General features: G+C 67.9%; 7 protein-coding genes and 1 pseudogene. 1 reads left to right on the forward strand and 7 read right to left on the reverse strand.

The window, feature by feature from the left end; translation table 11 throughout:
- Nucleotides 1-25: 25 nt before the first annotated feature.
- From MFF62_RS04440 to MFF62_RS04465, 6 genes are all read right to left on the reverse strand, one after another.
- On the reverse strand, nucleotides 26-5,935 hold the full coding sequence (locus tag MFF62_RS04440) for an Hpt domain-containing protein (RefSeq protein WP_238260609.1): 5,910 nt from the start codon (nucleotides 5,933-5,935) through the stop codon (nucleotides 26-28).
- 38 nt (nucleotides 5,936-5,973) lie between these two features.
- On the reverse strand, nucleotides 5,974-8,157 hold the full coding sequence (locus tag MFF62_RS04445) for a methyl-accepting chemotaxis protein (RefSeq protein ID WP_238260611.1): 2,184 nt from the start codon (nucleotides 8,155-8,157) through the stop codon (nucleotides 5,974-5,976).
- A 53-nt stretch (nucleotides 8,158-8,210) separates the two neighbouring features.
- Nucleotides 8,211-8,753: a chemotaxis protein CheW gene (locus tag MFF62_RS04450; RefSeq protein WP_238260613.1), complete on the reverse strand. Its 543-nt coding sequence runs from the start codon at nucleotides 8,751-8,753 to the stop codon at nucleotides 8,211-8,213.
- A 124-nt stretch (nucleotides 8,754-8,877) separates the two neighbouring features.
- Nucleotides 8,878-9,246 (reverse strand): response regulator, encoded by a 369-nt coding sequence (locus tag MFF62_RS04455; protein ID WP_238260615.1) that lies wholly within the window; start codon nucleotides 9,244-9,246, stop codon nucleotides 8,878-8,880.
- 34 nt (nucleotides 9,247-9,280) lie between these two features.
- Nucleotides 9,281-9,775: a response regulator gene (locus MFF62_RS04460; protein ID WP_238261204.1), complete on the reverse strand. Its 495-nt coding sequence runs from the start codon at nucleotides 9,773-9,775 to the stop codon at nucleotides 9,281-9,283.
- A gap of 361 nt (nucleotides 9,776-10,136) precedes the next feature.
- Nucleotides 10,137-10,307: a rubredoxin gene (locus MFF62_RS04465; protein ID WP_011298773.1), complete on the reverse strand. Its 171-nt coding sequence runs from the start codon at nucleotides 10,305-10,307 to the stop codon at nucleotides 10,137-10,139.
- A gap of 256 nt (nucleotides 10,308-10,563) precedes the next feature.
- Between MFF62_RS04465 and hemL the strand changes: the two genes are divergently transcribed.
- Nucleotides 10,564-11,856 carry a glutamate-1-semialdehyde 2,1-aminomutase gene (gene hemL / locus MFF62_RS04470; protein WP_238260617.1) on the forward strand — a complete coding sequence of 431 codons (1,293 nt, stop codon included), beginning with the start codon at nucleotides 10,564-10,566 and terminating at the stop codon, nucleotides 11,854-11,856.
- Between the two features lie 110 nt (nucleotides 11,857-11,966).
- On the opposite strand, the pseudogene MFF62_RS04475 reads toward hemL, so the two are convergent.
- Nucleotides 11,967-12,808: pseudogene (locus MFF62_RS04475) on the reverse strand (dihydrodipicolinate synthase family protein).
- Between the last annotated feature and the right edge of the window lie 162 nt (nucleotides 12,809-12,970).

The following is a 12,970-nucleotide window of genomic DNA, read 5'->3' on the forward strand; positions in this document are numbered from 1 at the left end:
AGCAAACCGAGGGTGCGTTAAGGCATCAAGCCTCACCCAGCATCTGCGCAACCGACCCCGCCGTGCCAGCCGCCTTTTCCCCGACCAGTTGCTGCAGCGTGCGCAGCAGTTCGTCTTCGTTGAAGGGCTTGCCCAGGTAGACGTTCACGCCGATCTCGGCTGCGTAGCGGCGATGCTTTTCCGCCGTGCGCGACGTGATCATGACCACCGGCATGTGGTTGGTGCGCGAATCGGCGCGTACGTTGCGCGTCAGGTCGAAGCCGTCCATGTTCGGCATTTCGATGTCGACGAGCATCGCATCGGGCATCACTTCCTGCAGTTGCCGCAGCGCGTCCACGCCGTCGCGCGCCAGTACGACCTGGTAGCCGGCACGCGTCAGCAGGCGCTGGCTGGCCTTGCGTACGGTCAGCGAGTCGTCCACCACCATCACGGTCGGCTGGGTCATCAGGCCCGGCACCGGCACGGTCGCGCCGGCATCGATGAACTCCGCCACCGCGCCAGCCGCCTGCCCAGGCGCGGGCAGCGCCGGCGCATGAGCGCCGCGTTCGCGGACCCAGCGCTGTGCCAGCACCACGGGGTTGTAGATCAGCACGATCTCGCCATCGCCCAGCGTGGTCGCGCCGGCAATGCCTTCCATACGGGCCAGGTGCGGACCGATGTGCTTCACCACCACTTCGCGGTTGCCCAGCACGTCGTCGACGTGCACGGCCACGCGCTCGGCACCCGAGCGCACCACCACCACCGGCGAATACTTGCGTCCCGATGCCATGGCGGCGCTCTCTTCCAGCAGCGCGCCGAAGTAGTAGAACGGCACCTCCAGGCCGGCCGCGCTGAAGCGTCCGGTGTTGTAGGTCTCCAGCAGGGGCTTCTCGCGGAGCTGGTGCACCTGGTCGATCATGCCACTCGGCATGGCGAACAGGCGGCCGCCCAGCGATACCAGCAGCACCTGCGTGATGGCCGTGGTCAGCGGCAGGTGCACCGTGAAGCTGGTGCCCCGGCCCGTTTCTGTCGACAGCGTGATGCGGCCGCCCAGCGCCACCGTCTCTGCGCGCACCACGTCCATGCCCACGCCACGGCCCGCCAGTTCGGACACTGCATCGGCCGTCGAGAAGCCCGGCGCGAAGATCATCTCGGTCAGGCGTGCCTCGTTGGCATCCTCGTCGGGCGCCATGAGCTGGCGCGCCACCGCGCGTTCGCGGATGCGCTGCAGGTTCAGGCCGCCGCCGTCGTCGAAGAACGTCAGCACTACCTCGTTGCCTTCCTGCTGCACTTCCAGCGTCAGCGCGCCGGTCGTCGACTTGCCGGCCGCACGGCGTGCGTCGGCCGATTCGATGCCGTGCACCACGGCATTGCGGATCAAGTGCTCGATCGGGCCGGCCATGCGGTCCAGCACCGAGCGGTCGATTTCCACGGTACCGCCCTTGATCAGCAGGCGCACTTCCTTGCCGGTCTCCGTGGCCGACTGGCGTGCCACGCGATACAGCCGCTCGGCCAACGCATCGAACTGCACCATGCGCGCCTGCATCAGGCCGCGCTGCAGGCCACGCGTCAGCCGCGCCTGCGCCGCCAGGTCACCCGACGCGCGGTCGAAGCCGCGCTGCAGGTTCTGCTCCACGGTGGCCACGTCGTTCACCGACTCGGCCATCATGCGCGTCAGTTCCTGGAATCGCGTGAAGCGGTCGAATTCCAGCGGATCGAATTCCTGGTTGTGCTGCTGATCGGCGATACGCGACGCCATCTGCGTTTCGGCCTGGATTTCGATCTCGCGCAGCTGCATGCGCAGACGCGCGACGTTGTCGTTCAGTTCGCCCAGGTAGCTGCGTAGCGCCTCAAGCTCGCTGTCCAGCCGCGCGCGCGTGGCACTGACTTCGCCCGCGTCGTTGATCAGCGTGTCCAGCGTACGCGCCTGCACGCGCACCAGTGCGCGCTGGCGTTCGGCGTCGGTCGGCAGCGCCACCGGCGTGACCGGCGCCACAGCCGCCACGGCCGTCGTCGGCACCACTACTGCTACTTCCTGCGCAGCGGGCGCCGCCACGCGGCCGTTCACCACGTCGGCATCGTCCACTGGCAGCAGGCGGCCGTTCTGCAGCGCGTCCACGTGCGCCAGGATGCGGTCGTACCACGCGTACAGCTTGCCGAACAGGTCCGGCGATACGCGCTGGCCGCGCACGCTGGCTTCCAGCAGCGTTTCCATTTCGTGCGCCGCTTGGCCCAGCGCCATCGCGCCGGCCATGCGTGCGCTACCCTTCAGCGTGTGCAGGCCGCGCAGGATCAGGCCGCCATGCTGCGCATCGTCGGGCGCGGATTCCCAGGTGCGAAGCTGCTTGCCAAGATCGGGCAACGCGCCATGGGCTTCTTCCAGGAAGATCTCGACCAGTGCCGGGTCCAGCGACGACGCGTCGGTCGACGTCTCTTCCTGCGACAGCGTGTCAGGCGAATCGGGCGTGACGTGCGCCACCGCGATCGAATCGTGGCGCGATGCCGTCGGCAGCGAGATCACCACCGCGTCGTGCATCGGTGTGACCGGCGTCAGCACTGGCGTGGTCGGCACCGATACCGGCGGCAGCGACGTGATCGGCGTGAGCTTCACCGGCGGCAGTTCCGCCTGCGGCGCCTGGGCGTCCGCGTCGATCTCCGGCAGCGGCTGGGTCTGGCCGAACAGTTGCGAGACCGAGCCTTCCTGGCCGGTCGACTGCGCAGCCGGAAGCGCGGCGCGCGGACGTACCAGCGCGCGTTCGCCAAAGTCGTTCAGGTCGCGGCACAGCGACGGATCGGCATCCGGCCAGATACCGGCCGCGAACTGGTGCAACATGCCGCGCAGGCGCTCGACAGCCATGTCCAGCAGGCGGAAATCCGCCGGATGCATGACCACGGGATGGCGCCCCAGCAACAGCAGCAGGTGCTCCAGCGCCTCGGCGATGTCGCGCACGGGCTCCAGGCCCACCGTCGACGCACTGCCCTGCAGCGTATGGGCCACGCGCAGCGCCAGCTCGCTCGGGCACGGGTGATTCTCGTGCTTCCACTCCGACAGGTCCGTGGCGAACTGCCGCAGCAGGTCGTCGGCTTCCTGCAGGTAGACGTTGTACAGCGCCAGCCCGATACGGACCGGGCCAATGACCTTGTAGCCCTCGTCCTCGTCGGCCAGCCCGCCGGACAGGCGGAACGGCAGCACGTTGCCCTCGGCGGCCACCTCGGCATCGGTATCGGCCGCTTCCGGCAGCGAGACCGGTTCGACCGACGTGGTGCTGATGGTGTCCACCGGCGCCCGCGGCGCCGACATCTGCGCCAGCAGCGCGTCGAGCGAATCCGGCTCGCCGGCAGTCGACACGCCGCCCGGTTCGCGCAGCGCATGCGCGGCCTCGACCAGCGGCGCGATCTCGCGCAGCGTCAGCGGATCGTCGCGCAGGGCCAGCGCCCATTCACGCAGCAGGTCGTGCGCTTGCAGCAGCAGTGCCGGCAATTCGGGCACCGGCTCGCGCGCCTCGGCAATCCACAGGTTCATCACCTGTTCGATAGCCCACGCGGCCTCGCCGTAGCGATTCAGGCCGACCATGCGGCTCGATCCCTTGAGCGTATGGAAGCCGCGACGCATGCGGCTCAGCACGTCGGCATCGCGCAAGGTGTCCAGCCCGCCGGACACGTCGGCGGCGATATTGCCCAGCACCTCTTCGGCTTCGGACAGGAAGATCTCAAGCAGTTCGGCGTCGATCGCGGCAGCGTCCGACGGCATCGGCGCAGCCGACGGCGCGGTGGCAGCCGGCGCGGCAACCGCCGGCAGCGGGTCGGCCAGGGCCACGACCATGCGCTCGGCGGCCGATTCGCTGCCGGCCAGCCAGGCGTGCAGTTGCGTGGTGGCCTCGCTGGCCTGGCGGCGCAGCGCGGCATCGTCGTCGATGGCGGCCTGGTCGGACACGGCCTGCAGCGCGGTACGCAGGCGCTGGATCTCGGGCGAGTCGGCATGCGCCGCCACGCGAATGGCATCCATCGCAGCTACGCGCGCCGCGCCCAGCACGCCTTGCGGCGCGGAGTCCCGCTTTTGCGCATGCGGGGCGAACGGATCATCGCCAGCGGCATCGTTCTGCTTGCGGCCGAATTCGAGCAGGTCGGCAAACGCATGCACCGCGCCAAGCTCGGCGGCGATATCGGAAAGCTGGTCGATACGGGCCGTGTGATCGGCCGTCTCGCGCAGCACGCCCAGCCGTTCCAGCACCGAGCGCACGGCCGCCAGGGCCGCTTCGCTCTCTGCGTCGATGCCCTCGGGCAGCGCGGCGCTGCCGTGGATGCGTTCGATCGTGGCCAGCAGCCCACCGAATGCCTGCGCGGCATCGTCCAGCGCGTTGCCGGCGTCGGGACGCGCGGCATTGCGGTCATAGGTATCGAGCCACGACTCCCCGCTGTCCAGTTGCGCGCGCACCTGGGCAACGGCTTCAGCACGCTGCGCCTGGGCGCCGGCGGTCTGCACCATCTCGGCCAGCCAGGCCGGCGCTTCGGCGTTGGGGTCTGCAATGCAAGCGGCCAGGGTCTCGCAGCGCGCGGCGAATTCCGCCGCCGATGCATGGCCCGACTTGCCGTGCACGCGCCACGGCATGGCCAGCGCGCGCGACAGGAACAGCGCCACGCCGCCACGGCCCAGCGCATCGCCGACCGGCCGCTGGCCGGCATAGGCCGCCACGGCCGTCAGGCATTGCTGCAGCGCCGGCTGCGCCAGCGGCATCGCGGCCTCGGCCAGCGACGCCAGCGCCAGTTCCCAGCCCGACTGGTCGTCGGTGGCCGCACGCTCGATGGCGGTGGCCGCGTGCTGCAGATTGCGCGTGTCGATCGGATCGAGCCAGCCGTAGTAGCGCTGCCGGTAATCGGCGCGCGCCACGATATGCGCGGCGTCCACGCGGTATGCCTGCAGGCTGCGCGCGATATCCATGCGCAGCACCTGCACGGCAGCCTGGACCACCGGCGGCGTGGTGTCCTCGGGGCCATCCGGCGTCAGGCCGGTACTGACCAGCAGGAAGATGGCGTCGTTCAGCAGCGCCTGCGGCACGCGCACCTGCCCCTGCAGGTACTGGCGCACCAGCAGGTGGGTACGCGCGGCAAAGCGCTTGGCCAGCAAATCGGACGGCAGCAGGCCGTGGGCCTGCGCGCGGAACACCATGGCCAGCGTGTGCCAGATGCCGCGATCGGGTGTGTCGGTAGTGCGGCGCGCATCCTGCTCGTGATTGCGCACGTCGTCCAGCGCCGACTGCAGCGGCAGCCACGCCTCGCGCAGCAGCGAAGTCTCGGTGCAGGGCGTGGGCAGGCGCAGCGCCTTCAGCAGCGCGGCCTCGAAACGCTGGCGCGCCCGCGTGACGGCCGACGTCGAACGCGTAGGCAGCACGATGCCGGGCAGCAGTTGCAATTCCTCCAGCCACAGGTCCGCCGGATGCACGCGCTCTTCCTTCATCAGCGTGAGCGTGGCGGCGTAGGGCTGGAACAGGCGCAGCGGATCTTCCGCGTCGCCGGTCATCAGGTCATCGACGTACTCGGCCAGCGCCTGCACGCCGGTGCGGAACACCGCCAGCACGGCGGTATCGGCGGCGACGGTGCCGGCATCGATGGCTTCGAGCAGCCGGCGCAGGCTCTGGCAATAGGCATCCACGCCGCGCAGGCCCACGATATGCACCGCGCCGGCGGCTTGGTGCAGGTGCTGGCCCGCCAGCCGCAGCGACGTGGTGTCGCGCGCGCCCAGCGCTTCCGGCGTCTGCCGGATCTCGTCGACATAGTGGCCAAGTTCCGTGGCGGCGTCGTCCAGCGCGGTACGCAGGCTTGGCGCCAGCCAGGCCAGTACCGACAGGTCGCGCTGCGGGGCGGCCGGCGCCGCGATTGCGGGCGCCTCCGGCGTGGCATGCGTTTGCGACGCGGCCGGGCCGGCCTCGTCGCTGGTGAGGATCGAATTCAGGGACATGACCAGTTCCGGTGCGGCCGTCAACGTACAGGCAGGCGTCAGGCGATCTTGAATCGCGACACGGAGTTACGCAGTTCCTCGGTCAGCGCGGTCAGCTGGCGCACCGACGTGGCCGTATGACGCGTACCGGCGGTGGTCTGCGCGGTCACCTGCAGGATGCCTTCGATGTGGTGTGCCACGTTGGTGGCCAGGCCCGCCTCGTGCGACGTGGTCTGTGCGATCTGTTCGATCAGCTCGGCCAGTTGGCGCGACACGCGGCCAATCTCCACCAGTGCGGAACCGGCGTTGTCCGACAGCCGCGCCCCTTCCACCACGCCCGCCGTGCTCTGCTCCATGGCGTGCACCGCGTCCTGGGTATCGGTCTGAATCGTGCGGATCAGCGCGCCGATCTGCTTGGTTGCCTCGCCCGAGCGTTCGGCCAGGCGCTGCACTTCTTCCGCCACCACCGAGAAGCCGCGGCCTGCCTCGCCGGCCGATGCCGCCTGGATGGCGGCGTTCAGTGCCAGCACGTTGGTCTGCTCGGTAATGTCCGAGATCAGCTCGACGATTTCACCGATCTCCTGCGACGACTCGCCCAGGCGCTTGATCCGCTTGGACGTTTCCTGAATCTGGTCGCGAATGTCGTTCATGCCCGCGATGGCGTTCTGCACCGCCTGCTGGCCCTGCTCGGCCGCCGACAGCGACGCACGCGCCACGTTGGCCGATTCGGCGGCGCCGCGCGACACCTGCGTGATGCGATCCGCCATCTCCACCACCGACTCGCCGGTCTGGCGAATCTGGCGCGACTGTTCCTCGGTCGTGGCAGCAAGCTGCACCGAGGTGTCCTGCACCTGCGACGAAGCGTTCTGCACCTGTCCGGCGGTCTGCTGCACGCGGCCCACCAGTTCCTTCAGTTCTTCCACCGTGTAGTTCACCGAGTCGGCGATGGCGCCGGTGATGTCTTCGGTCACGGTAGCCTGACGCGTCAGGTCGCCGTCAGCGATGTCCTGCAGCTCGTTCATCAGCTGCAGAATGGCCTTCTGCGTGGCGTCGTTGTTGCGCTTTTCGTCCAGGCGGCGCGATTCGGCCTCACGCTCGCGCGCTTCGGCTTCCAGCGTACGCACGCGCGAATCGCGCAGGTACAGCGCAGCCAGGCCGGCCAGGCACAGCAGCGTGGCCACTGCCGAGATCACCATGGCACCGAACGTCCACGGGCGGAAGCGTGCGCCATCCACGTAGGACTTCTGCAGCTCGCCCAGCTCGCCGCGCAGTGCCTCGTTGTCGTTGAAGATCTGCTGCTGCGCGCGCTTGGCGGCAATCAGGCCAGGCAGGTTCTGCAGAATGGTCTGCGTGGTCTTCTGCACCGCCTCGAAACGCTGCGAGAGCTGCTGCAGGTAGTTGCGCGTCTCGGCATCGTTGGCCGGCGACAGGCGCAGCGCTTCCGATCCGTTGGTCAGGCCGTCCAGCGTTTCGCGGAACGTATTCGTGTCCTTGCCCAGCAGGAACGCGGTTTCCGGGTTGACGCCTTCGCCAGACAGGAACTCGTTCAGGTTCTTGCCCAGGCGCTGCGTCAGCATCACCAGCTGCGCGGAGGCAGCCACCTCGCGGGTATTCGAGCCGGCCTGCAGCTTGATCGCGGCCACCTGTTCGGCCGCTTCGAGCAATTCGGGGTTCGAGGCGTTGAAGATCTGCAGCGTCTGGCCGATGGTGGTCAGAATGGGCTGCTGGGCCAGCACGTCGGCCGCGCTCTTTTCCGAACGCTTCCACGAGCCAAAGGCCTTTTCGAGCAGCGGCTCGGCCGGGCCCGACGTGGCGCTCACGTGCTTCTCGTCGCTGCCGTTCTGCAGCGCCAGCAAGTCGGCCGTCAGCTGTTCCTTGGACTGGCGCAGCTGCGTGAACGCCTGCGCGTTGCCCAGCAGCGCCACCGGCACCGCCTTGCCCAGACGCTGCGAGTGCATCAGCATGTCACCCGCGATCTCGATCTGTGCCGCGCCGTTGTTGGCCTGGCGGTTATCAAGATAGACCGACGCCAGCAGTGCCAGCAGCGACACCACCACGCCGCCCGTCAGCGCACGTTGCTGGGAAGCAAACGGGATGCCCGAGAGCCAGCCCGACATCAGCCCCCCGGGGGTCTGACCCGCACCACCCTTGCCCGCGCCGCCGCGAGCGAACACCGATGCGCGCGGTGAAGCGGCCTCGGCAGCAGCCGTACGGCGGCCCAGGCTGATCTTCTTGATTCCCATAGCAACCCTCTGTTCGTTTGTTTTTTGTTTGGCTCGTTGGTGCTCGGCGGCAATCAGGCCACGCCGCGGCCGGCTTGCAGGAATGCCGGCGCTTCCAGCAACTGGCGGATGTCCAGCACCTGCCAGTCGCGTCCGTCCCGGTCGGCAAAGGCCGCGCCGCGCCAGCCTTCCGGCTCGGCGCCGCCGGCCGGCGTCAGGTCCACCGCATGGCGCAGGCCCACCACGCGCGTAGCGATGATCCCGCAGGCCCGTTCCACATGGCGCGACAGCACCACGATCTTGCTGCCCGGCTGCACCGGCGTCGGCGCTTCGCCGCAGAACATGCCGAAATCCACCACGCCGACCAGGTTGCCCCGCGCGTTGACCAGGCCGCGATACCACGGCTGCGTCAGCGGCACCGGGGCTGGTGCACGCATTTCCAGTACCTCGCCGGTGTCCATCAGCGGCAGCAGCCAGTTGCGCTGGCCCACCAGCACGCCCAGGTAGCTGTCTACGGCGGGCAGGTTGCGGGCCTCGCGCAGGCGTCGGGCCAGCATGGCCTGATAGTCATGCAGGCGGGTCTGGCGGGTGCGGATGTCTTGGCGCGGGGCATTCATGGGCGGATACCAGTGAAACCGTGAAACCGGTGATGTAACCAGTGGCAGGGCCGCGCGCGGGCATCGCCGGCGCCCTCATGGCACGCCCGCGCCCCACGCATCGCCCCCTGGGCTGCCGCGGCGCTCAGTGCGCCAGCGCGGCGATCTTGTTCAGCAGTTCGTCGCCGTCCACCGGCTTGACGATGTAGTCGGACGCGCCCTGGCGAATGCCCCAGATCCGGTCCGTCTCCAGGCCCTTGCTGGTGCACATGATCACGGGGATGTCCTTGAAGCGGTCGTCGCGCTTGATCGCGCGGGTGGCCTGGTAGCCGTTCTGGCCCGGCATCACCACATCCATCAGGATCAGGTCGAAGGCTTCCGCCTCCAGGCGCGTCATGGCCTGTTCGCTGTTGCCGGCCACGGACACCTTGAAACCCTTCTTGCCGAGCAGGTCGGACATGAACAGGGCTTCGGTGGGCGAATCGTCGACGATAAGGATTTTGCTGATGGTCATTGTGTTGTTCCTGGATACTTTCGGGCGGCAACGGTCATGCCGCCACGGCCGTGCCCTCTTCCGGCACGCAGCCCGCCAGGCAAGCCTGCACGGCCTCCAGCAGGGCTTCGCGCGAAAACGGCTTGGCCAGATGGTTATGGGCGCCGACGAGCTTGCCGCGCGACCGGTCGAACACGCCGTCGCGCGACGACAGCATGATCACGGGAATGGCGTGGAAGCGCGGGCTTTTCTTGATCAGGGAGCAGGTCTGGTAGCCGTCGAGGCGCGGCATAAGGATGTCGCAGAAGATGACGTCCGGATGCAGGTCGCCAACCTTGGCGAGCGCCTCGAAGCCATCCTCGGCGAGCATGACCTGGAAGCCTGCCTGCGTCAGGAAGATTTCCGCCGTCCGGCGGATAGTGCTGGAGTCGTCGATGACGAGCACCTTCACAGCCGGCTTGCGCGCTGTGGGTGCCTCGCTGGCACCGGCATTGCCGCCGGCGTTGACCCCATCGACAGACGTGTCTTGTTCTGTTTGAGTGACCCGCATCATGTTCCCGCGACCCACGTCCTGCATGACACACAGGCGTAGGCATTCACTTGAGAACTTCCGCACGGCGCCAAGCATGGCTGGCCGGCGGCCCCCGATTTCCGAATTCCCAGTCAAAAAAGCCCGGCTACCCTGCCGGTGGCGGCGCGATTCTTGTCCGCGCCTGCCTGGTTACTGCATGTTCTTGTGCCGCGGCACTCCGCCTTCGATCCGCTCGCCTAGAAGGCGGCGCGGCCGGACGGATGTTCAGTTTTGCCGCAGAGTGTGACAACTCGTGGGGGGGCCGTCAATCCGGACACCCCGGCGCCACCGGCCGTTCTGTCGCTTTGGCGCGACGCGCGGCCATTTCCCGACGCTGGCCTCAGATGGCCACCATCTCGAAATCTTCCTTGCGTGCTCCGCATTCCGGGCAGGTCCAGTTGATGGGCACGTCTTCCCATTTGGTACCCGGAGCGATGCCGTCTTCCGGCGCGCCGGTGGCCTCGTCGTAGATCCAGCCACAAATCAGGCACATCCAAGTCTTGTATTCCATATGCAGGCTCTTGCCAGTCTCCATTAAAATCCAGCGCATGATGGTACCCAATCGGCGCCGACGACGCCACCCATGGGCTGATGCAAACGGCCCAATATCGCCGCGTTCGTGCAATTTGGCGTGCAGATGCCGTCTGAACGGCACCCTTTCGGACACGGTTGCCCGTATTTCGGGGTAACCGGCCGCAAGGCACCCAAACCGCCCGCCCCCCGGCCGGACGCCTGTCTATTCCAGTCTCACTTTTGGCCAGATTCTCATGTCCCGTAACCAGCAGCTCTTCGACCGCGCCCAGCAGACCATTCCTGGCGGCGTCAATTCGCCCGTCCGCGCCTTCCGTTCCGTCGGCGGCACGCCGCGCTTCATTACCCGGGCCGAAGGCGCGCACATGTGGGACGCCGACGGCCAGCAGTACATCGACTACATCGGCTCCTGGGGACCGATGATCGTCGGCCACGCCCACCCGGACGTGGTGCGCGCCGTGACGGATATCGCCGCACAGAGCTTTTCGTTCGGCGCCCCCACCGAGGCCGAGATCGTGATGGCCGAGGAAATCTGCAAGCTGGTGCCGTCGATCGAGCAGGTGCGGCTGGTGTCGTCGGGCACCGAGGCCACCATGAGCGCGCTGCGTCTGGCGCGCGGCTTCACGGGCCGTGACCTGATCATCAAGTTCGAGGGCTGCTACCACGGCCATGCCGACAGCCTGCTGGTCAAGGCCGGATCGGGCCTGCTGACGTTTGCCGACACCACGCAGAACGCGCCGTCGTCGGCCGGCGTACCCGCCGACGTGACGCGCCACACGATGGTGCTGGAATACAACAACGTGGCGCAGTTGGAAGAAGCGTTCGCGCGCCACAAGGGCGAGATCGCGGCCGTGATCGTCGAGCCCGTGGCCGGCAACATGAACCTGGTGCGCGCCACCGACGCCTTCCAGAAGGCCATGCGCAACCTGTGCAGCGAACATGGCAGCGTCCTGATCTTTGACGAAGTAATGACTGGCTTCCGCGTGGCGCTGGGCGGCGCGCAGGCGCACTACGGCATCACCCCCGACATGACCTGCCTGGGCAAGGTGATCGGCGGCGGCATGCCGGCGGCGGCGTTCGGCGGCCGGCGCGACATCATGGCCAAGCTGGCCCCGCTGGGCGGCGTCTACCAGGCCGGCACGCTGTCCGGCAACCCGCTGGCCGTGGCGGCCGGCCTGGCCACGCTGAAGCTGATCCAGGCCCCGGGCTTCTACGACCGCCTGGCCACCCAGACCCGCAAGCTGGCCGACGGCCTGACCGCCGCCGCCCGCGCCGCCGGCGTGCCGTTCTCGGCCGACGCCATCGGCGGCATGTTCGGCCTGTACTTCACCAACGACGTGCCGGCCAGCTTCGCCGAAGTAACCAAGGCCGACGTCGGCCGCTTCAACCGCTTCTTCCACGCCATGCTGAACGAAGGCGTCTATCTGGCCCCGTCGGCATTCGAAGCCGGCTTCGTGTCGGCAAAGCACGACGACGCGATCATCGCGCGGACGATCGAGGCAGCGGAAAAGGCGTTCAAGGCCGGTTAATTGCGTCTAGCAGTGTTTCGCTCCCCTCTCCCGCAGCGCGGGAGAGGGGTTGGGGGTGAGGGCAACGAGGCTCTACTTGCCGACGTCGTCGAAATTTGACACGCCAGCCCTCACCCCCGCCCCTCTGAGAAAATCTCCAACGCCTGATGCAGCGCCACGAGCTGGTCCCCCAGTTCGGCAGACGCCTGCGTCATCGGCGCGCGCAATACCTCACGCAGAGCCCCCATCCGCGCCAGCAGCGCCTTGACCGGCGCCGGGTTCGGCTCCGCGAACAGCTTCTGGATCAGCGGTATCAGCGCATGAAACTGGCGTCTTGCCTCGTCCATCCGCCCATCGCTCACGGCCCGCCAGATGGCCACGAACAACTCAGGCCGGAAATGCGCCGAGGCGATGATCGCGCCCTGCCCGCCCAACGCCAGCGTGCCCAGCAGCTGGTGATCCTCCCCGGCCAGCACTGACAACCTGCCATCTGCAATCAGCGCCTGCGTGGTCTGGCTGTTGCCGCCGCAATCCTTGATGGCGACGACATTGCCGTGCCCGGCCAATGCCAGCAACGTTTCCAGCGTCAACGTGGCACCCGTGCGATACGGAATGTCATAGAGCACGAGCGGTGCGCGCGAGGCATCGGCCAGACGCTCGAACCAGTCGCGCAAACCGGACGGATGTAATACGGCGCGGGGGCCAGCACGCCGGCAAGCGGCCGGTTGCCAAGCCAATCCAGCCGGGTCATGACATGGCCGAGATGATTGCCGGCCAGCACCGCCAGTTGCTCGGTGTCTTCCAGGGCCGCGGCTTCGCCCGTGCTGCCACACACCACAAACCCGGCCAGCCCGCTGACGCAGTAGCGCGCAACCAGGCGCCGAAGCGCGGCATGGTCGAACGCGCCGTTATCCAGGAAGGGCGTGACCAGCGGCAGCCAGATGCCGTGGATACCAATTCGTGAAGCATGCATCGATACGTCTCCAGATCGACCGGTTCAGGAAACCGTCGATGCGCAACGTTGCAGGACACACTGGGAAGATAGAAAGAGGCGGGACCGCCCCTCCAGCCAAGGTGCTGTTCCGTCGCCCATCTGACGGAACAGCGCGCTCCGGTCAGACGAGCGACTGTTTTT

This window comes from Cupriavidus pauculus, assembly GCF_022179805.1.
Taxonomy (GTDB): domain Bacteria; phylum Pseudomonadota; class Gammaproteobacteria; order Burkholderiales; family Burkholderiaceae; genus Cupriavidus; species Cupriavidus pauculus_E.